Here is a 25,461-nt window from a genome sequence, read left to right on the forward strand (position 1 = left end):
GTTTTACATCAGCTTACTTCAGATTATAGAACGCATCGCGGCCAGGGTAGCTGGCGATGTCGCCCAGGTCTTCCTCGATACGCAGCAACTGATTGTACTTGGCCATGCGGTCCGAGCGCGACATCGAGCCGGTCTTGATCTGCAGGGCGTTCGTGGCAACGGCGATATCGGCGATGGTCGAATCTTCCGTTTCGCCCGAGCGGTGCGAAATGACGGCCGTGTAACCGGCGCGCTTGGCCATTTCGATGGCGGCGAACGTTTCCGTCAGGGTACCGATCTGGTTGATCTTGATCAGGATCGAGTTGGCGATGCCTTTCGAGATGCCTTCTTTCAGGATCTTGGTGTTGGTGACATACAGGTCGTCGCCGACCAGTTGCACTTTCTTGCCCAGTTCCGCCGTCAGGATCGCCCAGCCGTCCCAGTCGCCTTCATGCATCGCGTCTTCGATCGAGATGATCGGGTACTTGTCGCACCAGGTCGCCAGCAGGTTGGTGAACTCGGTGGCGGTCAGGCTCAGGCCTTCGCCTTCCATTTCGTACTTGCCGTTCTTGTAGAACTCGGACGCGGCGCAATCGAGGCCGATGGCGATCTGCGTGCCTGGCTCGTAGCCGGCTTCTTCGATGGCCTGGATGATCAGCTTGATGGCTTCTTCATGGTTGGCCAGGGATGGCGCGAAACCGCCTTCATCACCCACGTTGGTGTTCAGGCCCTTCTTGTGCAGGATCTTTTTCAGCGTGTGGAATACTTCCGCGCCGTAGCGGACGGCTTCCTTGAACGACGGGGCGCCCACAGGAATGATCATGAATTCCTGGATGTCCAGGTTGTTGTCGGCGTGCGCGCCGCCGTTGATGACGTTCATCATCGGCACTGGCATCTGCATGGCGCCCGAACCGCCGAAATAGCGGTACAGCGGCAAGCCCGCTTCTTCAGCGGCAGCCTTGGCGACAGCCATCGAGACGGCCAGGATGGCGTTGGCGCCCAGGCGCGATTTGTTTTCCGTGCCGTCCAGGTCGATCAGGGTACGGTCCAGGAAAGCCTGTTCATTGGCGTCCAGGCCCATGATGGCTTCGGAGATTTCGGTATTGATGTTTTCGCATGCTTGCAGCACGCCCTTGCCGAAGTAGCGCTTGGCGTCGCCATCGCGCAATTCCACGGCTTCGCGCGAACCGGTCGAGGCACCCGACGGTACGGCCGCACGGCCCATCACGCCCGATTCCAGCAACACATCGCATTCGACGGTCGGGTTACCGCGCGAGTCCAGGATTTCGCGACCGATAATATCAACAATAGCACTCATGTCATTCTCCAAAGTTAAGCGTAACAGGGGCTGCACACTGCGTTCTGATGCGCAATTGCACAAAGGGGGCAAAGAAACTCCCGGCGGAGACTATCAGGCCGGGAGCTGTCTTACGGGTAATACTGTGCTATCGACCGGCGTTATTCAGCGACGGCGTTGGCTTCTTTGTGCGCCAGCGCTGCCTTGATGAACGAGGTAAACAACGGATGGCCGGTGCGTGGCGTCGACTTGAACTCAGGATGGTATTGCACGCCCATATACCATGGGTGGGCATTCTCACCCGTGCGTGGCAATTCCATGATTTCGCACAAATCTTCGCTTGGCGTACGGGCCGAAACGGTCAGGCCAGCCGCTTCGACACGGGCCAGGTAGTGATTATTGGCTTCGTAGCGATGACGGTGACGCTCGGTCACCACGCTGCCGTAGATCTCGGCGGCGAGGGTGCCCGGATTGACGGCGCAGGTCTGCGCGCCCAGGCGCATGGTACCGCCCAGGTCCGAGTTTTCATCGCGCAACTCGACTTTACCATCGTGGTTTTGCCACTCATTGATCAGTGCAACGACAGGTTGATCCGTATCAAGGTCGAACTCGGTCGAATTCGCGTTCGGCATGCCTGCCATGTTGCGCGCGTATTCGATCAGGGCCACTTGCATGCCCAGGCAGATGCCCAGGTAAGGGATCTTGTTTTCACGGGCGAACTGGGCCGCCTTGATCTTGCCTTCCACGCCGCGCTTGCCGAAGCCGCCCGGTACCAGGATGGCGTCGTACTTGCCCAGGTTGTCGCAGCCGGTCGTTTCGATTTCTTCCGAATCGATGTACTCGATGTTGACGCGGCTTTCCGTGTGGATGCCGGCGTGGCGCAGCGCTTCGATCAGCGACTTGTACGACTCGGTCAGCTCGACATACTTGCCGACCATGCCGACGGTCACTTCCGCCTTCGGGTGTTCCATCGTGTAGATCAGCTTGCTCCAGATCGACAGGTCGGCCGGTGCGGGATCGAGGTCCAGCGCATCGCAGATGATCTTGTCGAGGCCCTGGTCGTGCAGCATTTGCGGCACTTTGTAGATGGTGTCGACGTCCCACACGGAAATGACGGCGTCTTCCTCGATGTTCGAGAACAGCGAGATTTTCGCGCGTTCGTCTTCCGGGATGGCGCGGTCGGCGCGGCACAGCAAGGCGTTTGGCAAGATGCCGATTTCGCGCAGCTTTTGCACCGAGTGCTGGGTTGGCTTGGTCTTCAGTTCACCGGCCGAGGCGATATAAGGCACCAGGGTCAGGTGGACGAAAGCCGTGTTCTTGCGGCCGGCGCGCAGGCTCAGCTGACGTGCCGCTTCCAGGAATGGCAACGATTCGATATCGCCGACGGTGCCGCCGATTTCGCACAGGGCCACGTCGTAGCCTTCGGCGCCACGGCGGATGTAATCCTGGATTTCATTGGTGATATGCGGAATCACCTGCACGGTCTTGCCCAGATATTCGCCCCGGCGTTCCTTGCGGATCACCGATTCATAGATCTGGCCGGTGGTGAAGTTATTCACCTTTTTCATGCGGGTGGAAATGAAGCGCTCATAGTGACCGAGGTCGAGGTCGGTTTCGGCCCCGTCGTCGGTGACGAATACTTCACCGTGTTGCATAGGGCTCATCGTGCCAGGATCGACGTTGATATACGGGTCGAGCTTGAGCATGGTGACTTTAAGGCCGCGCGATTCGAGGATCGCGGCGAGGGAGGCGGCGGCAATCCCTTTTCCAAGGGAAGACACAACGCCACCAGTGACGAAGACAAATTTGGTCATTGCAGATGGTGCCGAACGGCACGTGCGGGAAATTGAAATTATACACTAAAGCCCGCCTGCGTCGCCTCCCGCGCGCGGAAATTTGCGCCAAATACCGACTATCCGTCGCCCTCCTGCTGTCTACGCACAACAAAATTGCAAGCTGGCAATAACTGAAATATTTCCAATTCCATACTTTGTGTGGGAGAGCGAACAGACCCTGCCGCACCCTGGCGGCAGACTGGCATTTTCAACAGGAGGTCCATCATGAGCTACGAAGAACGCGACGCCTACGGCATGTATGTCAACCGCGGCCATAAAGGTCCCGGCCCGGAACTGATGGGTGCCGACACCCTGATCGGCGACCATGTACACAACGCCAAGGATGAACATCTGGGCGAAATCAAGGAAATCATGATCGACATGCGCAGCGGCAAAATCGCCTACGCCGTCATGTCGCACGGCGGTGTCTTCACCATCGGCGAAAAGCTGTTCGCCGTGCCGTGGGAAGCGCTGCTGCTCGACACCGTCAACAAGCGTTTCACCCTCAACGTCGACAAGGAACGCATCGAAAACGCGCCCGGCTTCGACACGGATAACTGGCCGAACATGGCGGACCAAGCCTGGGCGACGTCGATCCACAGCTATTATGGAACGACGCCGCGCGAGTACTAATTAAGCCATAGCGCAGGGCTGGGGTCTACCTTAAAACCGGTACTCCAGCCCTGTCACATACGTCCTCCCCCGCGCCGTACTCATCGGCGTATTGTCGTTCGACTGCGACGGCATCGAGTTCAGGCGGTTCAGCGCTTCCGAATAATTCTTGTCCATGGCGTTCTGCACGGACAGGCGCAGGAACAGGTTTTTCGTCACCTGCCAGCTCGCATACAAATCGATCACGGCCGGGATCTTCGGATTGTCTGCCTTGAGTACTTCGCCCGTCGCCTCATCGGCTTCGTTGTCCGGCGACAGGCGGCGGTTCGCACCCGTGTGCTTGATGATGGCGCCGATTTCCATTTTATTGTCCAGCAGGCGCGTGCCCACGTCGAGGTTGTAGTAGGTGCTGGGCAGCTCGCTGATGTCGGACGCGCCAAACCACGCGCTGGCGATCGAGGTGGGCTGGCTGGTCTTCTCACGCGTGTACGACAGGCGCGCAAAAGCCGGGCCCAACTGGTACTGCGCTTCCAGCTCCCAGCCGCGCGTGCGCACGGGCGTGGCCGAGTTGATGTAGATATACATATTGGTCACGTATTCGTCGACCGTCTCCCAGTCCGTGGCGATCACTTCCGACATATTGCACTTGCGCCCGTTATCGCAGACGAGGAAGGACTGGCTGGTGATATAGCCGTCGATCTTGCTCTTGAAATACAGGGCCTTGAAGTTCAGGGCATCGTTCGCGCTCAGCAAACCATGCAGGCTGGAATTGAAACCCAGCTGGTAGGTCGTCGCCTTTTCTCCCTTCAGGAAAGGGTTCATCGACGCCCCGCCATCGTTCGAGAAAAACACTTCCTGCGGATTCGGCCCGCGCATGGTGCGCTCGGCGCTGGCAAACGGCTGGAACCATGGCGTCACCTGTGCGGAAACGAGCAGCGAAGGATTGATGCCGTGTTCCTTCAGCGCGATATGCGCCTCCCCTTGCGGGAAACATTTCACGCGCTCGTCGCAGGCCGGCTTGTAGCCTGTCAATTCGAAACGCGTGGCGTTCAGCCCGGCATTGATCTGATAGATATCGCGGTTGTATTGCAGGCCCGCATACAGGCTGTCGATCTTTTGCTTGCCGGCCGGGCCAAAGGTATTGTTTTCAATCGATTGCCGGTTCGCGTCCGGATTGTCGGGATCGTCGACGAGGCTTTCCACGTGCTTGCTGTATTGATTGCGCATCAGCTTGCCGCCCACGGTCACCAGCGCGTCGCCGCCCGCCAGCTTGAAGCTGCTCGTGTTGTTGATGTCGAAGGCGTCGGCGCGGTTGGCCGTGCTCGCGTTGACGAAATTGATCAAGGCTTCCGGCATGTATTTCTGCTTGCCGCGGCTGCTGCTGGCCATCACGTTGAGGTCGATCAATTCCGAAAACGGCGTGTAGTGATATTTCACATAGTAATCATCACTCCGGATATCGCGGCGCGTGAACGTATTGCGATAATCGCGCGCCGACAGTTCCAGCGCATGGAAGTCGCTCAGTTTGACGTCCAGTTTGAGCAATTGCGACTTCGGCTTTTGTTGATAGAAACGGTTGTAGCCGAAGCCGAATTGCTCGCTGTCCGTGCCCTTGCCATTCTTGTAGTTGTTGCCGATCACACTCGCGCTCGTGGCGGCCATGAAGCCCACGCTGCCGCCATCGAAGGCGGAATTTTTCATGGCCACGGCCAGCATGGCGCTGCGTCCCACGCCGTTATTGCCAGCAGACATCTTCGTGCGCGCGCCCACCTTTTCGCCCGCAAACACCACGTCATCGACGCCGATGGTGCGGAAGTTGGCGCTGCCGCCCAGCGCATTGACGCCGTCGCCGCCAACGGCATTACCGCGCGACACGTCCACGCCGATGATGAAATTCGGGTCGATCAGGGCGCCGAACTGGCTGCTGGGCACGCTACCATGCGCCACTTCCGACGGTGCGCTGCCATAGTAATTCTGCGTCACGCCATCGACCATGGTGTTGACCCGGCCAAAGCCGGACAGGCCGCGGATGTTCACGCTGACGGCGCCCTGCGCCGGATCGATCTGGGTAAACGTGCCCGGCATGCCGCGCAGTATCTGGTCTACCGGCTGCAAGCGCGTATCGGCGCCGCGCGCGCTGACGGCGCCCGGTTTTTCCAGCGCCTGCTGTTCCACGGAAACCGTTTCACCCGAGACATTCAGCGGCGAAAATTCGACCTTGCCACTCTCTTGTGCCTGTTGCGCCCATCCCTGCTGCGCGAGCAAGGCCATGCAGATGCCCACGGCCTGCGTCATTGTCTTGATATGCATACACCCTCGATTTCTTATGTGATTGAAAATTCAGCTGGCGCCGTGGCCGCTCTCGGCGTCGAGCTTGAACGACACGGGCAAGGTCACCGTCACCGTGCCCTGGTGCAAGACGTTGTCGGGCGGCGCCGGCAGCGGCTGTGCGCGCTCAAGCACTTGCAGCGCTTCGCGGTCAAGCAGCACCGTGCCCGATGAAGTGACCAGCTCGCTGGCCAGCAGCTTGCCGTCACGGTCCACCTGGAAGCGCACCCAGGCGGCGCCAGCCCGCTTGCGCTGGCGCGCGTCGCCCGGATAGCGCTTGAAGTGCGCCAGGTGGCCCAGCACGCGGCTTTGCCAGCTGGCGGGCGCCGCATTGGTCGACGGCGTATCGCTATCGAACGGCGCCGCCTGCGGACCGCGCACGGCCGCGGGCGCTGGCATGGCGCTGCTGCTGGCCTGCGCGGGTATGGATTCTTCCTTGACGGCATCCTTGCCAGGCTCGTCAGATGGACTGGCCGCCGCTTTTTCCTCTTTTTCCGCAACGACAATCTCCGGTGCGGCGGCACGCGCCAGCACGGGCGTCGCCTCTTCCCGGACTGCACTCTTTGGCGGCCGGGCGGCACTGGACGCCGCCGACTGGCGCGCCCCTGCCGTTGCCGCTTGCCGTGTTTCCGGCGACATCGCTTGCGCGGCAAATACCACCATCACGCTGGCGGCCGGATTGGCGGGCGCCACGCTGACCGACCGCCAGCCGGCCCACAGCAGCAGCGCCAGTGCGGCTGCCACCACCAGCGACGTGGCAATGCCCCAGCTCAATATCGGACGCGGATTCACCCGCCCTCCCGGCCAACCAGGCCCACTTTCAGATAACCGGCCTGGCGCAGGGTATCCATCACGCCCAGCACGTCTTCATACGCGGCTTGCTTGTCGGCCTGGAAAAACAGGGTGCGCTGGCGGTCGCCGCCCGTCTGCGCGTCGAGCAGGCTGCCCAGCTGCTCGCGCGCCACGGGTGACTCCCCCAGGTACAGGCTGCGGTCGGCTTTCAGGGAAACGAACAGGGGTTTCTCGGGACGCGGTTCAGGCCTGGCCGTGGCGGCCGGCAAGTCGATTTTCAGGTCGACGGTGGCCAGCGGCGAGACCACCATGAAGATGATCAAGAGCACCAGCATCACGTCGATGAAGGGCGTGACATTGATCTCGCAGAGCTCCGGCATGTCGGCCGTATCGTCGTCCGACGAAGGAAACAGGGAAGCCATGGCTCAGGCCTGCTTGCGCGTGTCGAGGTCGCGACTGAGCATCAACAGCACTTGCGCGGAAGCGGCGTGCAGCTGCGCCTTGAACTGGTTGAGGCCGCGGCTCAGGATGTTGTAGATGACGACGGCGGGAATCGCCGCCACCAGGCCCAGGGCGGTGGCCAGCAAGGCTTCCGCGATGCCGGGCGCAACGGTCGCCAGGTTCGTGCTCTGGCTGGCGGCGATGCCGATAAAGCTGTTCATGATGCCCCACACGGTGCCGAACAGACCGACGAACGGCGCCACGGCGCCGATGCTGGCGAGCAGGCCGATGCCTTGCGTCATGGCGCGTACCTGCTGCGCAATGAACTGTTCCTGGCGAAAGCCGGCCCGCTCCTTCAGGGCCGCCGCCGGCGCGCTGGAGTGCGACAGGTGCAGTTCCTGCTGCACGTCGCCGAGCAGCTGTTGCGCCAGCACGGATGCCCCGCTCTTTGCTGCCGCGTCCGGCAAGGAAGTCGCCGTCTTCAGCACGGCGACGGCTTGCGCCGCCGCGCGCCGGGCCTGCAGCAAACTGGCGCCCTTCACCAGCAAGACCACCCAGGTGGCCAGCGCGGCGACCAGCAAGCCGATAAGCACGCTTTTGACGACCTGGTCGGCAGCGAAAAACATGCCCAACGGCGACATATCGTGCGGCAAGGCGGACGCTTGCGCCGTGGCATGCAACAGGGAAAGAACGACGCAGCAGGTAGCGGCTTTGAGACAGGAGATACGCATGGAAGCTTCAGCAGGTAACAGGCATGGCTGCGCCAACGGCGCGCACGCGCATGCAAAAAAATCGGACGGACTACCTGGCTGCTGCGAAGAAGCTTGCTGGGGGAGAATGCCGGGCTGAACGCCCGGCGGAGGTAAACGGTTTACTTGGCGCTGGCGACGGCGGGCGCCACAACCGGCGTGAACCAGACGAAATCGGCCTGCGGCGCCAGCACCGTCGCGCCCTGCTGCGCCAGAACCAGCACCAGCGGCGCGGGGCCGCCCGTCAAGTCCTGCACGTGCAATGGCACGCCCAGGTCCTTGTGCGCATGGTAGGCGCCAGCGATCAGCACGGCAGGCGCGGGCGCGGCCAGCAGGCGCTCGGCCATGCGGCGGTCGCGCTGCTGCTGCACCGACAGCATGGCGGTCAGGCGCGGCTCGTCGATCTGGTTGTCATGCATGACGCGGATGATGTCTTTCAATTTGTCATGCACCTTGCCATCGTTGGCCAGGTTCGAATGCTTGCCCTGCACGGCCGGCTTGTCGATGAACATTTGCTTGATCTCGCTGCGGTCCAGGTTGGCCGACCAGACGGGATACGGCGCGCGCATCACGGTCATGACCAGGTCGCCATACTGTGCCCACTTCCAGTTCGGCTGCCAGGCCAGCAGCTCGGCCACGTGTTCGGGACGCACGACGGGGTCCGTCTGCAACCATGGCTTGACCTTGTCCACCTTGGCTTGCTGGTCCGGGTTCAGCATTTCCAGCAGCACGCTGCCTTGCGGACGCTGGCCCTGCAACTGCTGCAGCAGCCATTGCTCGATCTGGTGATGGCTGAGCTGGTCATGCTGCTCGCCCACGATGACACGCGGCGCGGCGGCCAGCTGGGCCAGCAATTGCTCGGCAGTCAAGCGCTGGCCGCTGCGCAGGTCGACGATCTGGCCCAACTGGCGCACGTCTTGCGCCGCGGCAGGCGCAACGGCGGTGGCGCCGGCACCGGTGACGGGTGCGACGCTGCTGCAGGCGCTCAGGGCCAGTACGCAGGCGGGCAGGACGGCGGCGAGGGACAGGGGAAATCTCATGGGCATGGCCTTTCGGGTTGAAGCACGCATTGCAAAATAACTACTGGCGGGCATTTTAATAGAAATGATTCTCATTTACAACCAATGCACGGCACACCATGCGGATTTTTTTACAACTGGCAAAAATGGTGCTTCGGTGAAATCTCCAGGTGCGGGGTAGAATAAAAAAAACGGAGGACTTGCGTGAATCAAACTGACCAGTTGGCGGTACTGAAAAAACCGCTGCCAGAATCCCTTGCTACCGTACTTTCCCTGATCTTTGCCGACCGCTTTTCCATGACGCAAGCCATGCGCGAACACCATGGACGCGACGAGTCGAGCTATCCCCCCATGCTGCCGGACGCCGTCATCTTCGCCCATTCCACCGAGGAAGTGGCGGCCGCCGTCAAACTGTGCAGCGCGCACGACGTGCCCATCATCGCCTACGGCAGCGGCACTTCGCTCGAAGGCCACGTGCTGGCCCTGCACGGCGGTGTGACGATTGATCTGTCGCAAATGAAGCAGATGGTAGCCGTGCATAGTGAAGACTTGACGGCCACCGTGCAGGCGGGCGTGACGCGCAAGCAGCTCAATGAAGAAATCCGCGACACGGGCCTGTTCTTCCCCATCGACCCGGGCGCCAATGCGTCGCTGGGTGGCATGGCGGCCACGCGCGCCTCGGGCACGAACGCCGTGCGCTACGGCACCATGCGCGAAAACGTGCTGGCCCTGACCGTGGTGACGGCCGATGGCCGCATCATCAAGACGGGAACCAGGGCGAAAAAATCGTCGGCCGGCTACGACCTGACGCGCTTGTTCGTCGGCAGCGAAGGGACGTTGGGCATTATCACGGAAGTGACGGTCAAACTGTATCCGCTGCCGGAAGCGATCTCGGCGGCCGTCTGTTCATTTCCCGGCACGGGCGAAGCCGTCAGCGCCGTGATCCAGACCATCCAGATGGGTATTCCTGTGGCGCGGGTCGAGTTTCTCGATGAAAATGGCGTCAAAGCCATCAATGCCTATGACAAGATGGCTCTGCCGCAAAAACCGCTGCTGCTGTTTGAATTCCACGGCACGCCGGCCAGCGTGGCCGAGCAGGCGCAGCTGGTGCAAGCCATCACGGCCGAACATGGCGCCAGCGATTTCGAGTGGGCCAGTCGCCCCGAAGACCGCTCGCGCCTGTGGGCCGCGCGCCACAATGCGTATTTCGCCCTGCTGCAGATGCGCCCCGGCAGCCGCGCCATTTCCACCGATTGCTGCGTGCCGATTTCGCGCCTGGCCGAATGCATTCTCGCCACCAAGGCCGATTGCGAGGCGCAGGGCCTCGTCTACGCCATCATCGGCCACGTGGGCGACGGCAATTTCCACGTGCAGATGCTGGTCGATCCCGACGACCCGGCCGACATCGCGCTTGCGGAAAAGGTCAACAGCGACATGGTCACGCGTGCCATCGGCATGGACGGCACGTGCACGGGCGAGCACGGCGTGGGCATGCACAAGATGGCTTTCCTCGTGGAAGAACATGGTGTAGGCGCCATCGACACCATGCGCGCCCTCAAGCACGCACTCGATCCGAAGAACATCATGAATCCGGGCAAGATCGTGCGCTGGTAATCAGGCCGTCAATTCCATGCGCATCGGCACGAAGGCAATCCCGCCTGCCTCTACCTTCGGCCCCGTTGCGACAAAGCCCAGGCTTTGGTACAGGGGCAAGGCATAGGCCGAGGAGTTGACGGTAAAGGCCGTCACGCCGCCCTGGGCCAGCGATGCATCGCGGGCGGCCTGCCACAAACGGCGCGCCATGCCGCGCCGGTGCAGGGCGCGCGGCACGAACATGTGGAACAGGTGCGTGTTGTCGCGCATGGCCACGACGCCAGCCAGTTCGCCGCCAATATGCGCGAGCTGGTAATCATAGTTCGGCAGCGACAGGTAATTTTCGATGGCCGGCTGGCGGCAGTTTTCGATGAACTTTTCCGCCCCCGCACCATCGGGATGCAGGGTCAAAAAGGGCATCAAATCGTCGATCAGGGCAACGATGGCAGGCGCGTCGGCGACGAGGGCGGGACGCAGTGTCGGTTCGGGTAATGTTGTCATATTCAAATAATGCCATGCCCTCCTCCCCGCCTGCAACTCTCAACAGAAATCCCGGCTGCTGGTGCGCAAGCGTCCCAACAAATGCGACATGTCGACCAGGCGCTTGGCCACCAGGTTGCGCACGATGCCCTCGCGCTGCCATATGCCGTACACGCCCAGCAACGGCGCGCTCAACACTTCGCGCCGCTGGCTTTCCACCAGGTCGGGCCAGACGATGACGTTGACCGTGCCCGTCTCGTCTTCCAGTGTCATGAAGATCACGCCCTTGGCCGTGCCCGGGCGCTGGCGCACGGTGACGATGCCGCAGGCGCGCGCCAGCTGACCATCCGTGTAGCTGGCCAGCGTGGACGCCGGCATGAAACGCTGTTCCAGCAGTTGCTTGCGCAGCAGCGCCAGCGGGTGGCGGCCCAGGGTCAGGCCTTGCGCGCGGTAGTCGCTGACGATGCTCTCGCCTTCCGTCGGGGCGGCCAGCACGGGCAAGTCTTCCTCTTGCGTGGTGGCGCGCAACAAATCCTTGTCAGGCACGGCCCCGGCTGCCTGCCACAGCGCCGCGCGTCGGTGGCCCGCCAGCGCGTGCAGCGCATTGCCGGCGGCCAGCACCTGCAAATCATGACGATCCAGGCCGCCACGCCGCGCCAGGTCGGCCACGTCGACAAAAGCGGCAATGGCGCGCGCATCCTCAATGCGCTGAGCCGCCTCGGCGCGCATGCCGAACAGGCTGTTCAAGCCCAGGCGCACGGCGGGCTCCGTGCCCTTGCCTTCTTCCAATACCGCTTCCCAGGCGCTGATGGCCACGTCGACGGGCAGCACTTGCACGCCATGCCGGCAACCATCCTGCACCAGTTGCGAAGGACTGTAAAAGCCCATGGGCTGGCTGTTGAGCAAGGCGCACAGAAAGGCGGCCGGTTCGTGGCATTTCAGCCAGGAACTGGCGTACGTCAGCAGGGCGAAACTGGCCGCGTGCGACTCGGGAAAACCGTATTCGCCAAAGCCTTCGATCTGGCTGAAGATGGCCTCGGCAAACTCGCGCTCATACTCATTTTTGACCATCGTTTCAACGATACGTTTCTTGTAATTGTTCATGCCGCCCTTGCGTTTCCAGGCCGCCATGGCGCGCCGCAGCTCATCGGCCTCGCCGGGGCTGAAATCGGCCGCGATGATGGCCACCTGCATCACTTGTTCCTGGAAAATGGGAATACCGAGAGTACGCCCCAGCGCCTTTTCCAGCCCCTTCGGATACTCGACCGGTTCTTTCTGCTGGCGGCGCTGCAGATACGGATGCACCATGCCGCCCTGGATGGGGCCGGGTCGCACGAGCGCCACCTCGATGACGAGGTCGTAGAACTCACGGGGACGCAGCCGGGGCAGCATGCTCATCTGCGCGCGCGACTCGATCTGGAACACGCCGATGGTGTCGGCCTCGCACATCATGTCGTAGGTGGCAGGGTCTTCGCGGGGAATATCCTGCAGGCGGAACTCCTCGCCGCGCCGCGCACCGACCAGTTTCAGGGCGCGACGCAGAGCCGACAGCATGCCCAGCGCCAGCACGTCGACCTTCATCAAGCCCAACTCCTCGAGGTCGTTCTTGTCCCACTCGATGACGCTGCGCTCGGCCATGGTGGCGTTTTCAATCGGCACCAGGCGCGACAACTTTCCATGCGCAATGACGAAGCCACCCGGATGCTGCGACAGATGGCGGGGAAAGCCCAGCAGCTGCTGCGCCAGGCCGGCCCACTGCTGCGACAATGCCGCCTCCGGGTCGAGCCCGCATTCGGCCAGGCGCTCCAGCAGATCGCGCTTGCCGTCGAACCAGCGGTGCGCCTTGGCCACTTTTTCCACGATGGCCAGGTCGATTCCCAGCGCCCGGCCGCTGTCGCGCAAGGCGCTTTTCGGCCGGTAGCTGATCACCACGGCGGCCAGCGCGGCCCGCTCGCGCCCATATTTGCGGTAGATATATTGAATCACCTCTTCGCGCCGCTGGTGCTCGAAGTCGACGTCGATGTCGGGCGGCTCGTTGCGCTCGCGCGACATGAAACGCCCGACCAGCGAATTGCCGCGTGCCGGGTCCACTTCCGTGATGTGCAGGCAATAGCAGACGGCCGAATTGGCGGCCGAGCCCCTGCCCTGGCACAGGATGTTTTGCGAGCGGGCAAAGCGCACGATATCGTACACGGTCAAAAAGTACGCTTCATACGACAGCTCGGCGATCAGCTCCAGCTCCTGCTCGATCTGCTCCTGCACGTTGGCTGGAATACCCAGCGGAAAGCGAAGGCGCGCGCCCGCATACGTTTCCTCGCGCAGATACGTCGCCGGCGTGTGGCCGCCCGGCACCAGTTCGTCGGGATAGTCATAGCACAGGCTGTCGAGCGAGAATTTGCACAGGTCCGCGATGCGCAAGGTTTCCGCCAGCGCCTGCGGCGGATACACATTGGCCAGGCGCAGGCGCGCGCGCAAATGCTGCTCCGCATTTTGCGCCAGCGCATAACCGCACTCGCTCACGGGCTTGCCCACGCGGATCGCGCACAAGGTGTCGAGCAGGGGCTTGCGCGAACGCACGTGCATGCACACGTGGCCGATGGCCACCACGGGTAAACCCTGCGCCTGCGCGGCCGCCTGCACGGCGCCGCGGTGCGCGTCATCCTGCGCCCGCTGCAGCAGGTTCAGGCCGATCCAGCTGCGCTCGCCGCCAAAGGTGGCCGCCATCCATTCTCCCTGCTCGCGCACGGTTTCCGGCTGGGCCGGGTAGCTGGGCAGCAAGATCATCAGGCAGCCGGGCAGCCCCCGCAAATGCGCAAACTCCGCCGAAGGCGCGGCAAAATCGTCAGGCGTCAGCAAATAGCGCCCCTTGGCCGCCCGCGTACGCGCCATGGTAATCAGTTCAGACAAATTGCCGTAACCGTCGATGTCCCGCACCAGCGCCAGCAAGGACAGGGCCGGACTGCCGTCGGCCTGCGTCAAATGAAAATGCGCGCCGATGATCAGCGGAAAACCGGCCCGCTTGGCCGCCGCATGCGCGCGCACGACGCCCGCCAGCGAGCACTCGTCCGTGATGGCCAGCCCCTTGTATCCGAGCTGGACGGCGCGCGCCACCAGCTCTTCCGCATGCGAGGCCCCATGCAGGAAGCTGAAATTGCTCAGGCAGTACAACTCAGCATACTCGGGTAAGACGGCGCCCCACATGATCTACCCCAATACTGCATATAAACACAGTATATTATACGCATCTGGAATGCGGCTTCTCGGTTATGCTCGTGTTTTACCTTATGCCTCGCCCACCATGATCGTCCACTTCTTAAAATGTTTCGGCGCCGCACCCGGTGGCGGCAATGCGGCGCTGGTCGTGGAAAACGACGACGGCAGCGAAACGGCGCGCCAGCAATTTGCCCGTGAACGCCAGGTCAGCGCCTGCGTCTTCCTCGACCGGCAAGCGGACGGCGGCATCGTGCTCGACTATTTTTATCCGCACACGCGCAGTCCCCTGTGCCTGCACGCCACCCTGGCGGCCGCACATGTGCTGCTGACGGCGCCTGGCGCCCCGGCAACCTTGACGGTGACCACGGCCATGCGCGGGCAAGCCTTGCAGCTGGTGCGCCGCGCAAAAAATTTATTTATTGATTTGGCGCAGCAGCCGGCGCCGGCCGTCATGGTGGAGAAATATGTGCCGTCGGAACTGATGGGCCAGCACATGCACTTGCTGTCGCCGCCCGTAATCGCCTCCGTCGGCAGCCCGAAATTGCTGCTGGAAGTGGCCGACCTTACCACCCTGCGCGCGCTGCGGCCGAACCTGGAACTGATCGCCGACTGGAGCGCCTTGCATCAGGTCAACGGCTGCTATGCGTATTGCCGCACGGGCGAGCACGAGTACGAAGGGCGCAACTTCAACCACCTCGACCCGGCGCTGGAAGACAGCGCCACGGGCGTGGCGGCAGGCGCGCTGTCAGCCCATTTGCAACAGTCGCTGCGCCTGCATCAGGGTCACGTGACGCAGCAGCCTTGTTTGATCGAGGTGCAATACAGCGCGCAAGCAATCTGGGTGGGCGGCATGGTGCAACGCAGCACCTGAACGGGGCATGCCGCACCAGTACAAGGCAAGCCGGGCAGCGGCGAAAAGATAATCAACCAGGAAACAACAGTTACAGCAAATTTGTAATAACAAAACAAAGTATCGCTGGTGAATGCTGAAATGATGGCACTAGAATCAAGTCACAATACCACTTGGAGATACTGCGTGCCGACCCTCACCACCTTGCATAAAGCAGTCCTCATCAGCCTGTACGGCAGCGCCGCCATGGCCGCCTTCAGTCCCGCCGCCATGGCGCAGAGCAACGACCCTGCGGCCACAGAAGGTCCCGTGCAAACGGTCAGCGTGGTCGGCTCGCGCCGGGTCGCCAGTTCCTCTACCGATACCATGGTGCCGGTCGATATCATTCCGATTTCCAAGGTGGCCGAGCAAGGCGGCCAGTTCGACCTGGCGCAATCGCTGCAATACATCTCGCCCTCGTTCAATTCCACGCGCCAGACGGGCGCCGACGGGGCCGACCTGATCGACTCGGCCGCCCTGCGCGGCCTCGGTTCCGACCAGACCCTCGTGCTGGTCAACGGCAAGCGGCGCCACACGACGGCCTTGGTCAACCTGTTCGGCGCCCGCAACCGCGGCAACACGGGCACGGACATGAATGCGATTCCTTTGCTGGCCATCAAGAACGTGCAGGTGCTGCGCGACGGCGCCGCCGCCCAGTACGGCTCGGATGCCATTGCCGGCGTGATCGACATAGAATTGAAGAAAAGCCTGGGCTGCGAAGCGGTGGCCGGCTACAGCCAGTATTCCGAAGGCGACGGCAAGAATTACATGACCTCCGCCTACTGCGGCATCGCTCTGGGCGACAAGGGCACGCTTGCCATCACGGGCGAATACCTGGACCGGGGCCGCTCGAACCGCGCCGATTCCGACAGCATGCGCATCATCGGCGACACCAAATCCAAGAACAAAACCCTGTACATCAATGGCGACTACGCCACCAGCGGCACGGGCAAGCTGTACTTCACGGCCGGCGCACAGACGCGCGACGCCTCGAGCGCCGCGTTTGGCCGGGGCGGCATCGGCAGCGACGATATTCCATCGCGCAATTCGGCCGCCATGTACCCGGACGGTTTCGTGCCCTTCATTAACGGCAAGATCGACGACCAGTACGCCACCATCGGCCACCGCAGCCAGATCGGCGAATGGCATGCGGACTTTTCGCAGACCTATGGCTACAACAAGATGCGCTACGACATCAGCAATACGCTGAACGCATCGATCGCCAACCTTGACCTGATGAACGGCGGCAAGGGTGTCAGCGCCAGCAACTACGACGCGGGCGGCTTCTCGTTCCAGCAACTGACCAGCAACGCCGATTTCAGCCGTTACTATGACACGGTGATGCGCGGCATGAACGTGGCCTTCGGCGCCGAGTACCGCAGCGAGGAATACAAGATCATGGCCGGTGAACAGGCCTCCTACATCGACGCGGACGGCGTGGGCGTGGGCGGCAATGCGGGCAGCCAGGGCTTCCCCGGCTTCCAGCCCGGGGACGCCACCAAGGCCAAGCGCCACAGCATCGCCGCGTATGGCGACGTGGAACTGGAATGGACGGAACGCCTGAAAACCCAGGCCGCCCTGCGCTATGAAAAATTCAGCGATTTCGGCTCCACCGTCACAGGCAAGCTGGCCGGCAGCTACAAGCTGGCGCCGAACGTGCTGCTGCGCGGTTCGGCCAGCACGGGTTTCCGCGCGCCATCGTTGCAGCAAGTGTATTTCTCGTCCACCTTCACCGACTTCATCGGCGGCGTGCCCACCGACGTGGTGCTGGCGCCGAACGGCGGCACCGTCGCCAACGCGGCCGGGATCCCGAAGTTGAAAGAGGAAAAATCCACCAGCTTTACACTGGGCACCACCTGGACGCCCACGCAAGCCATCTCCGTCACGGCCGACTTGTACAACATCAAGATCAAGGACCGCATCGTGCTGTCGGGCCGCTTCAATGCCGACAACTATCCGGACCTGGCCGCGCGCCTGGCCCTGCTGGGCGTGGGCGAGGCGCAATTCTTCGTCAACTCCATCGACACGCGCACGCGCGGGCTGGACCTGACGGCTTCGCACAAGGGCGAGCTGGCCGGCAACCGCCTGAACACCTTCCTGGCCTTGAACCTGAGCAAAACGGAAGTAACGAAAGTCAAGACGCCCGACTCGCTGGCGGGCTTCGAGGATGTCTTGCTGTCCGAGCGTGAACGCCTGTTCATCGAACAGGGCGGCCCGCGTGCGAAAGCCACGCTGGGCTTCGACTACATCACGGGCAAGCTGGAATCGGACTTGCGCATCATCTATTTTGGCCCGCAAACCCTGGGTACCTTCAGCGGCACGGCTGAAGGCGTACCGAACGCCCGCTACAAGGCCAAGACGTCCGCCGACCTGAGCTTCACCTACAGTATCAACAAAAATACCAAGCTGACCTTTGGCGGCAACAACATCTTCAACGTCAAGCCCACCACGCAAAACGCGGACGAGACGGATAACGGCTTCAAATACGACAGCGTGCAATTCGGCCTGAACGGCGCCTCGTATTTCGGACGGCTGTGGGTGAAGTTCTGATCACCTTGCCTGCGTAAGAAAACAGCGGCTGCGCCAGCATGGGCAGCCGCTGTTTTTATGTCGGCATCACCATTCAATGCTCATCGCCCGCATAGATCCACATGGGCTCTGTTTTCCCTGCGCGCACGAAACCCACGGATTCGTAGAACGCGATGGCCTTGCCGTCCGCCGTCAGCATTTGCTGGTGAAACCCTGCGTATTTTTCCAGCATGGCCGCCATCATCTTTCTGCCGACGCCCTGGCCTTGTGCCATGGGATCGACGAGCATGTGGGGAAAGTAGACAACCAGATGGCCATCGGAAATGGCATTGCCGATGCCAATCAATTTGCCATCGGCGCGGGCCGTCACCAGGCTGTGGGAATTGCGCAGCGCAGCCATCAGTTCTTTGGGGTTTTCTGCGGACGACCAGTGGTTGGCCTTGTAGAGGGCTATCACTTCTTGCTCGGTGATCACATCATTCATGGAAATTTGCATCGGCATGGCCTTTTTATGGAGGACGCTGACCTTCGCAATGGGAAGGCTTGAGCGTTTCGATAACATTACCATCTATTGTATCGATCCACGCCCACCAGTTTCACATCTCATACACGCCCATGCTCCAGTAGCGGCTGCCTTGCCTGTTGCGGGCAAGCCAACCCAATGCCTGCAGTTCCTTGCCGATCAAACGATTCATGATGCCATGTCCGACCAGCAGCACAGGCCCCTTGGCGGCAAGCGCAACAAGCCGCTCGGCGGCGGCCCTGGCACGCTGCCGGGTGAGCGTCAGCGAGTCCGACCCGCGCGCATAACCGCAAAGCCAGAGCAGGCGAAAAATCACTGCCCAGGCTTGAGGCGGCAACCAGGGCGCTTTCCAGAGGGCGAAGGGAAGCCCGGCCTCAATGAAGATCGCCTCTTGCGTGAATGGCAAGTCGCCCAGCGCCCTGGCCGACGAGCATGCCCTGGGCGCCGTGCTGGCCACGATGGTCGACGCGGCAAGTGCTGCCACGGGGCACTCCGCAGGGATGCCCCCCTCCTTGATCAGCGATTGATTGTAGAGATCAATCCACTGTCCCATTTGCATGGGCGCTATCCAGCCGCCCTTGGCGAGTTGCGGCTCGCCGTGACGCATCAATGTTATTCGCATGTTCAGTTACGTCGCCTCGCTCATTTATCAGTCTGCCTCATTGCTCCGACGGCTCCCGGCCAGCACAGCCGCAGTGAACAATCTTTGCCCTGCGGCGGAAAGCACGGATAATAGCGCCTAACTTACTTATGCATATATTGGATTCCCCATGGAAATTAAGGTCAACTTTCTCGACAAGCTGCGTCTCGAAGCCAAGTTCGACGATTTTACGGTCATCGCCGACCAGCCCATCCGCTACAAGGGCGATGGTTCGGCGCCTGGCCCGTTCGATTATTTTTTGGCATCATCGGCACTGTGCGCGGCCTACTTCGTGAAGTTGTATTGCGATACGCGCAATATTTCCACCGAAAACATCCGCCTGTCGCAAAACAATATTGTTGATCCGGAAAACCGTTACCAGCAGATTTTCAAGATCCAGGTCGAGCTGCCGGCCGATATCTCGGCCAAGGACCGCCAAGGCATCCTGCGTTCGATCGACCGTTGCACGGTCAAGAAAGTGGTGCAAACGGGTCCCGAGTTCGTGATTGAAGAGGTCGAGAACCTGGACGCCGACGCCCAGGCCTTGCTGGCCTTGAATCCGGCCCCTGGCGCGAGCACCTATATCGTGGGCAAAGATTTGCCGCTGGAACAGACCATCGCCAATATGTCGGGCCTGCTGGAGGGTCTGGGCATCAAGATTGAAATCGCCTCGTGGCGCAACATCATTCCGAATGTATGGTCGCTGCATATCCGCGACGCGCATTCGCCCATGTGTTTCACCAACGGCAAGGGTGCTACCAAGGAAAGCGCGCTGGCGTCGGCCCTGGGCGAATATATCGAGCGCCTCAGCAACAACCATTTCTACGCCGGTTCATTCTGGGGCGAGGACATCGCCAACGCGCCATTTGTCCACTACCCGAACGAGCGCTGGTTCAAGCCGGGCCGCAAGGATGCGCTGCCGAAAGAGATTCTCGATGAGTATTGCCTGGACATCTACAACCCTGATGGCGAGCTGCGCGGCTCGCACCTGATCGATACCAACTCCGGCAATGCCGAGCGCGGCATCTGCTCGCTGCCGTATGTGCGCCACTCCGATGGCGAGGTTGTGTATTTCCCGTCGAACCTGATCGAAAACCTGTATGTCAGCAATGGCATGAGCGCCGGCAATACCCTGGTCGAAGCGCAGGTGCAATGTCTGTCGGAAATTTTTGAGCGGGCCGTCAAGCGCGAAATCCTCGAAGGCGAAATCGCCCTGCCCGACGTGCCGCAGGAAGTGCTGGCGAAATACCCGGGCATTCTGGCCGGCATCCAAGGACTGGAAGAACAGGGTTTCCCCGTGCTGGTCAAGGATGCGTCGCTGGGCGGCGTGTACCCGGTGATGTGCGTCACCCTGATGAACCCGCGCACGGGCGGCGTATTCGCCTCGTTCGGCGCGCACCCGAGCCTGGAAGTGGCGCTCGAGCGCAGCCTGACGGAATTGCTGCAGGGCCGCAGCTTTGAAGGCCTCAACGACTTGCCGCAGCCGACCTTTGCCAGTGAAGCCGTCACCGAGCCGAACAACTTCGTCGAACACTTCATCGATTCGAGCGGCATCGTCTCGTGGCGCTTCTTCAGCGCCAAGGCCGATTACGATTTCGTCGAGTGGGATTTTTCCGGCCACGGCGAAAACTCGAATGCCGAGGAAGCGGCCACCCTGTTCGGCATCCTGGCCAGCATGGGCAAGGAAGTGTACACGGCCGAGTATGACCAGCTGGGCGCCACGGCCTGCCGCATCCTCGTACCCGGTTATTCCGAGGTGTATCCGGTCGAAGATCTGATCTGGGACAACACCAACAAGGCGCTGCTGTTCCGCGCCGACATCCTGAACCTGCATAGCCTGGACGATGCCAGCCTGGAAGACTTGCTCGACCGCCTGGAAAATAGCGAGCTCGACGAGTACGGCGACATCGCCACCCTGATCGGCATTGAATTTGACGAAAACACGGTGTCGGGCCAGTTGACGACGCTGGAATTGAAGCTGCTGATTCATCTCGCCTTGCAGCAGCTCGAAGAGGCGAAAGAGCTGGTGGAAACCTTCCTGCAGTACAACGACAACACGCTCGAGCGCAAACTGTTTTACCAGGCCATGAACGTGGTGCTGGAAGTGGAACTCGATGACGAACTGGAGCTGGACGATTACGTCGTCAATTTCCGCCGCATGTTTGGCAACGAACGGATGGATGCGGTGCTGGGCTCGGTGGACGGCAGAGTGCGCTTCTTCGGCCTGACCCCGACCAGCATGCAGCTGGAAGGCCTCGACAGGCACCAGCGCCTGATCGACAGCTTCAAGAAACTGCACGCGGCGCGCGCCAAGGCGGCGGCCCGCTAGCACCACCACCTGGAAGCGATGCCATGGCCACACTGGAATTCTGGTTCGATTTCGGCAGCAACTACAGCTACCTGAGCGCCATGCGCATCGAAGCGCTGGCGCGTGAAAAGAAGGTGCACGTGATCTGGAAACCCTTCCTGCTGGGCGTCGTCTTCAAGGCGCTGGGCTGGGAGACGTCGCCCTTCATCTTGCAAAAACTCAAGGGAGACTACACGTGGCGCGACATGGCGCGCCAGTGCGAAAAGTACGCGTTGCCATGGCAGAAGCCGAGCTCCTTTCCCCGCACGGCCCTGTTGCCCATGCGTGTGGCCTTGATCGGTGCGGACCAGGGCTGGATTGCGCCCTTTGCGCGCCGCATGATGGCGATGAATTTTGCCGCGGACCGAGATATCGACAACGTCGAGGCCGTCAGCGAAGCCTTGGAGGAGCTGGGCCTCGATGCGCGCGCCATCCTCGCACTGGCTTTGACACAAGACAACAAGCTGCGGCTGCGCCGCCAGACCGAGCAGGCACAAGCGCTGAACCTGTTCGGCGCCCCCAGCTTCATCAGCAACGGGGAATTATTCTGGGGCAACGACCGGCTCGACGATGCGCTGGCGCATGCGGCGGGCGTACGGTCACTGTCAATGTGAAACCTGACCTCTGCTTTCAGGAACGACGTGCGCAAGATGCAGCCTCAGCAATACACCAGCGCACGCGTTTCTACACCTTCCCCGCATAAAAATAACGTAGTGGCAAAAAAAATAGTTAACTTGTAGTCGCTTTGGATTGCACGTACATTTCCCCTCGACAATTGCATTTATGCCATGCAAGGAGGAGCGAAATGAAAGCATTTTCTGCGCTGCCATTATTGGCGCTGCTATTGAGTGGATGCGGCTTTGCTCCACCCAACGCCTATCCGATCTTTCGCATGCCCAGCAGCGCAGAAGGCAATGCGCTGACCGAGAGCGTGGAGAAAGACACCTTGTTTGGCGCTCCCGCCACGCTGGCAGACAGCAAGATGTTATTGCTCAAGCAAAGATTCTGGTATTTGAAGCTGGCCGAGGATAGTCAGCGCGCCATCTACAACCAGAGCGACTGGGCTTTGACGGGCGGAGCCGTGGGAACCGCGGGCGGCCTGCTCAAATCGCTGCCGACAGCGGCACTCGGCGCCGTCATCGGCGGTGGCGCCGGCCTGGTTGCTTCCCGCTATTCACTGGACCAGCAATCGACGCTGTATGCCAAAGCGGCCGACAAGGTGGCCTGCCTGAGCGTCGTCCTGTCGAGCTACGAACAACGCAAGCGCCCTGTCGAAAAGGTGATCTCCTGGCCCGACAGCATCGAACAGCAAACCACTTCTGCGCTCAATGTCGCCTGGCTTTCGGTACTGGCAGAACTGCGGGCATCGCTGCAAGTGCTCAAGCCGCAAGAAGTCAACATCAAGCAAGTTATCGATCTGCGCGACCGCTATGTCAGCAACAGCAATTTACTCGACATTACGGGAAATAATCTCTCGGCCGCCCTGCTCCAGCAGAAACTGTCGCATCAGATACCGGCCGGGGGAGTAAAACAGCAGAGCGTGGAAGCCCAGCGTGCCATGGAGGCGGCGGCCAGCGAGAGGAGTGAAGCCGTTCGCATCGCTCAATTGGCCCAAATTGCGGCCTTGGGCGAACTTGCCTTGGCTGAAATCGACTCCTGCGTCCTGATCGGCAAACCCAAGGCGGAATAAATCCCTAGCGGCGAACTTTCCCCCGATTGCGATGAGAAACCATATCGCAATGAGAAACGGAGCATACCCATGGACAAGCAACTGATCGAGCAGATCATCGCAGCGGCCAATAGCGATGCACGGCTGCACGCAGCCCAGCAGCGCGCGGCCGTGGCGCTGGGACTGGAAAACGCGCGGCCGCCGTTGCATAACGGCTGCGCAGCAACATTGAGCGCACTGCTGATCTCCGTCGGCGTGGAGATTCCCCTCACCTTGGGCGCAGGGCATCTGGTGCAACGCCTGGGCGGCAGCGGCATCCAATCGCGCCGCTGGCAACGCATCGGCGTAGGAGAGCAGCAGGCAGGCGATGTCGGCGTCACGTATGACCTGAAGAGTCCGCCTGGCGCCGACCACATCTACCTCGTGGCGGAACGCCTCGACGCCGATGTCATGCGCGTCGCCGACAACCAGCAGGCGCACACCCATACACGCCATGCCTCAGGCAAAGGCAAAACGCCCACCGAGTATTTCCTGCGTCCCAGCGGTCCGGACCTCGCCACTACCCCGCTGACGGCATCGGCCCTGCCGCTGCCAGCGCATTTGCCGGCCCAATTACCGGCCGGGCTGCAAGAAACCATACTGGAAATTGCGGCCCATTCCGAACTGGCACGTTACGACTGGCCCGGCCGCGGCGTCGCGCCGGCAGGCTATATCAAGGGCATGGCCCTGGCATTTGCCAAGGCGTACCACAACTGGCGAGAGAACGATGCCACTGCCTTGGCAATGGCGGCGGCCGCACATGGCAACGACGACAACGATGCGCTGGACTGGTATGCCGGGCAATTCGCGGCCTTGGGCATGCAGAATGACAAGGATGGCGCCGATACCCTGCGGCATCTGTATGTCCTCCTGACGGGCCTGGGCATGCGCGAAAGTTCAGGCCGCTATTGCGAAGGCCGCGACAAGGATGCCGACAATACGGCTGCGGACACGGCGGAGGCGGGACTGTTCCAATCCAGCTATAACCTGATCGGGCATTCTGCCATGATGCAGCAGCTATTCGCTTCGTATGCCGCTTCCACGGAACTGCTATCGGTCTTCCAGGAAGGCGTGCATTGCAAGCCCGGCGACCTGGAAAATCATGGTTCGGAAAAGAATGGCCTGGCATTCCAGCAACTATCCAAATCCTGCCCCGCCTTCGCCGTCGAACTGGCAGCCCTGGGTCTGCGGCTCAGGCGCCGCCTATGGGGGCCCATCAACGGCAAGACGGCGGAACTGCGCTTCGAGTGCGACTGGATGCTGCTGCAGGTACAGCATGCGGTGAAGCAAACCATGCAATAGAGGCAGGCAGCGGCAAACACGCGCGCATCGGATCAGGCATCGGCCAGCGCCGCGATCTCTTTCCGCATGTTGGCTATCGCCCGCTCGTTGTACTGGTCGGCGAAATACGCATCGCCAAACAGCTGGCCCGCCTGCGCCTTGGCGCTCAGGTGCTGCAGGGCCAGGCCCCGCTGCTGGTTGAAACGCACGGGGTCCACGTGCGCGTATTCTCTTCCGATGGCTTGCGTGTAAGCTTGATACACCTCTTCATCCTGCCCCAGGATGGCCAGGTCGGCGCTGAGCATGGCGTCCTTCAGCGCGTGGCTGATGCCGGGTCCCTGGAAATGATCCGTGGCGCGTATCAATTGCGCCACATCGAGGTTGTCGCCCGCATCAAGGCCGCTGGCCAGCCACAGCTGGGCGCTCGCCTCTTCGCTCGAATACAGGGCATCGTCGTCGTGGCTGTAGACGGCGTCGTGGAACCAGAACGCCTTCTTGACCAGCGCGCTGTCGCGCTTGGGCGCAAAGGTATTGTCGGCCCACACGCGGATCTCGGACAGGCCATGCACCAGGTGGTCGAGGTTGTGATAATGGCGGTCCGCGCCGCCATACGCCTGCGGCCCCGTCAGGTGGGCGAACCAGTGATCCGCCAGCGCGATGTCATCTTGCGAGGCGGTGGCGTAGTTCCACAGCGCTTCCCACTCCTTGCGCAGACAGTCAAGTATCCACGCCTGGTAGGCCGGGCCGGGGACGAATTTCTTCATGGTCCAGTTCCAGCCCACAGGGCCTTCCAGCGCCTTGACGAAGCTCGAGCTGACGGAACCGAGGTCGCGCGGCGGCATCACGAAGATGGTCTTGGCGCCCGCAAGCACGTCCACATTCGTTTGCTGGATCAGGTTTTCATAGTCGAAATCGGCCGTCGTGCGGATGCCGCGGATCAGGTAGTCGCAGCCATGCTTTTTCGCCGCGCGCGCCGTGTAATCGCCCTTGACGATGACCACCTGCACATTGTCCCAGCCGCACTCGCGCGCGCTCTGTTCGATGATGCGCTTGCGGTCTTCGGCGGGGAATTGAGGGCGCTTGGCGGGGTTTTGCGACAGGAACACGATCACCTCGTCGGCGAGCGAACGCGCTTCGCCGATCACCCACATGTGGCCGTTGGTGATGGGGTCGAGGGTCCCTGAAAAGCCGATCTTCTGCATGCTG

The 25,461-nt window shown here is 61.5% G+C and carries 20 protein-coding genes; 8 read left to right on the top strand and 12 right to left on the bottom strand.

Annotation, left to right across the window (positions count from 1 at the left end):
• Window positions 1-13: 13 nt before the first annotated feature.
• The gene (gene eno / locus VM94_RS24675) at window positions 14-1,297 is read right to left on the bottom strand and encodes a phosphopyruvate hydratase (protein ID WP_034750709.1); all 1,284 of its coding nucleotides are present in this window, start codon (window positions 1,295-1,297) and stop codon (window positions 14-16) included.
• A 140-nt stretch (window positions 1,298-1,437) separates the two neighbouring features.
• Window positions 1,438-3,090, bottom strand: a complete 1,653-nt coding sequence (locus VM94_RS24680; RefSeq protein WP_046685850.1) for a CTP synthase — start codon at window positions 3,088-3,090, stop codon at window positions 1,438-1,440.
• A 246-nt stretch (window positions 3,091-3,336) separates the two neighbouring features.
• On the opposite strand from VM94_RS24680, the gene VM94_RS24685 reads away from it, so the two are divergent.
• Entirely contained in the window at window positions 3,337-3,744 is a 408-nt protein-coding gene (locus VM94_RS24685) for a PRC-barrel domain-containing protein (protein WP_034750714.1), read from the top strand.
• A 30-nt stretch (window positions 3,745-3,774) separates the two neighbouring features.
• Here VM94_RS24685 and VM94_RS24690 read toward each other — a convergent pair whose 3' ends face one another.
• The 5 genes from VM94_RS24690 to VM94_RS24710 all read right to left on the bottom strand — a co-directional run bounded on the left by VM94_RS24690 (window position 3,775) and on the right by VM94_RS24710 (window position 9,073).
• Window positions 3,775-6,033 (bottom strand): TonB-dependent receptor domain-containing protein, encoded by a 2,259-nt coding sequence (locus VM94_RS24690; protein WP_046685851.1) that lies wholly within the window; start codon window positions 6,031-6,033, stop codon window positions 3,775-3,777.
• A 30-nt stretch (window positions 6,034-6,063) separates the two neighbouring features.
• Window positions 6,064-6,843 (bottom strand): TonB family protein, encoded by a 780-nt coding sequence (locus VM94_RS24695; RefSeq protein WP_138829011.1) that lies wholly within the window; start codon window positions 6,841-6,843, stop codon window positions 6,064-6,066.
• Entirely contained in the window at window positions 6,840-7,265 is a 426-nt protein-coding gene (gene exbD, locus VM94_RS24700) for a TonB system transport protein ExbD (protein WP_046685852.1), read from the bottom strand. The genes VM94_RS24695 and exbD overlap by 4 nt, the downstream gene beginning before the upstream one ends.
• A 3-nt stretch (window positions 7,266-7,268) precedes the next feature.
• The gene (exbB, locus tag VM94_RS24705; RefSeq protein WP_046685853.1) at window positions 7,269-8,015 is read right to left on the bottom strand and encodes a tonB-system energizer ExbB; all 747 of its coding nucleotides are present in this window, start codon (window positions 8,013-8,015) and stop codon (window positions 7,269-7,271) included.
• Window positions 8,016-8,155: 140 nt separating this feature from the next.
• Window positions 8,156-9,073, bottom strand: a complete 918-nt coding sequence (locus tag VM94_RS24710) for a ChaN family lipoprotein (protein ID WP_046685854.1) — start codon at window positions 9,071-9,073, stop codon at window positions 8,156-8,158.
• A gap of 183 nt (window positions 9,074-9,256) precedes the next feature.
• Between VM94_RS24710 and VM94_RS24715 the strand changes: the two genes are divergently transcribed.
• Window positions 9,257-10,666 (top strand): FAD-binding oxidoreductase, encoded by a 1,410-nt coding sequence (locus VM94_RS24715; protein WP_046685855.1) that lies wholly within the window; start codon window positions 9,257-9,259, stop codon window positions 10,664-10,666.
• On the opposite strand, the gene VM94_RS24720 is transcribed toward VM94_RS24715, so the two are convergent.
• Both VM94_RS24720 and VM94_RS24725 read right to left on the bottom strand, forming a co-directional pair.
• Window positions 10,667-11,146, bottom strand: coding sequence for a GNAT family N-acetyltransferase (locus VM94_RS24720; RefSeq protein WP_235433014.1), 480 nt, complete (start codon window positions 11,144-11,146; stop codon window positions 10,667-10,669).
• A gap of 39 nt (window positions 11,147-11,185) precedes the next feature.
• Window positions 11,186-14,326, bottom strand: a complete 3,141-nt coding sequence (locus tag VM94_RS24725; protein ID WP_046685856.1) for an error-prone DNA polymerase — start codon at window positions 14,324-14,326, stop codon at window positions 11,186-11,188.
• 97 nt (window positions 14,327-14,423) lie between these two features.
• Here VM94_RS24725 and VM94_RS24730 point away from each other — a divergent pair, with 97 nt between their 5' ends.
• On the top strand, window positions 14,424-15,209 hold the full coding sequence (locus VM94_RS24730; protein WP_046685857.1) for a PhzF family phenazine biosynthesis protein: 786 nt from the start codon (window positions 14,424-14,426) through the stop codon (window positions 15,207-15,209).
• Window positions 15,210-15,374: 165 nt separating this feature from the next.
• Entirely contained in the window at window positions 15,375-17,777 is a 2,403-nt protein-coding gene (locus VM94_RS24735) for a TonB-dependent receptor plug domain-containing protein (RefSeq protein WP_082127900.1), read from the top strand.
• Between the two features lie 73 nt (window positions 17,778-17,850).
• Here the strand turns inward: VM94_RS24735 and VM94_RS24740 are convergent, their stop codons facing one another.
• Together VM94_RS24740 and VM94_RS24745 are read right to left on the bottom strand one after the other, a co-directional pair.
• Window positions 17,851-18,240 carry a GNAT family N-acetyltransferase gene (locus tag VM94_RS24740; RefSeq protein WP_200899270.1) on the bottom strand — a complete coding sequence of 130 codons (390 nt, stop codon included), beginning with the start codon at window positions 18,238-18,240 and terminating at the stop codon, window positions 17,851-17,853.
• Window positions 18,241-18,352: 112 nt separating this feature from the next.
• Complete coding sequence (locus VM94_RS24745; protein ID WP_082127901.1) at window positions 18,353-18,901, bottom strand: histidine phosphatase family protein; 549 nt, start codon at window positions 18,899-18,901, stop codon at window positions 18,353-18,355.
• A 148-nt stretch (window positions 18,902-19,049) separates the two neighbouring features.
• Between VM94_RS24745 and VM94_RS24750 the strand changes: the two genes are divergently transcribed.
• The 4 genes from VM94_RS24750 (at window position 19,050) to VM94_RS27550 (ending at window position 24,276) form a co-directional block, all read left to right on the top strand.
• Complete coding sequence (locus VM94_RS24750) at window positions 19,050-21,248, top strand: OsmC domain/YcaO domain-containing protein (protein ID WP_046685860.1); 2,199 nt, start codon at window positions 19,050-19,052, stop codon at window positions 21,246-21,248.
• 23 nt (window positions 21,249-21,271) lie between these two features.
• A complete protein-coding gene (locus VM94_RS24755) occupies window positions 21,272-21,880 on the top strand; it encodes a 2-hydroxychromene-2-carboxylate isomerase (protein ID WP_046685861.1) in 609 nt (202 codons plus the stop codon).
• A 191-nt stretch (window positions 21,881-22,071) separates the two neighbouring features.
• Window positions 22,072-22,956: a hypothetical protein gene (locus VM94_RS24760; protein ID WP_046685862.1), complete on the top strand. Its 885-nt coding sequence runs from the start codon at window positions 22,072-22,074 to the stop codon at window positions 22,954-22,956.
• Between the two features lie 69 nt (window positions 22,957-23,025).
• A complete protein-coding gene (locus VM94_RS27550) occupies window positions 23,026-24,276 on the top strand; it encodes a hypothetical protein (RefSeq protein ID WP_052755936.1) in 1,251 nt (416 codons plus the stop codon).
• A gap of 32 nt (window positions 24,277-24,308) precedes the next feature.
• On the opposite strand, the gene coaD is transcribed toward VM94_RS27550, so the two are convergent.
• Window positions 24,309-25,457, bottom strand: a complete 1,149-nt coding sequence (coaD, locus tag VM94_RS24775; RefSeq protein ID WP_046685863.1) for a pantetheine-phosphate adenylyltransferase — start codon at window positions 25,455-25,457, stop codon at window positions 24,309-24,311.
• Window positions 25,458-25,461: the final 4 nt, after the last annotated feature.

It is taken from the genome of Janthinobacterium sp. KBS0711, from assembly GCF_000988085.1.
GTDB classification, from domain to species: Bacteria; Pseudomonadota; Gammaproteobacteria; order Burkholderiales; family Burkholderiaceae_D; genus Janthinobacterium; species Janthinobacterium lividum_E.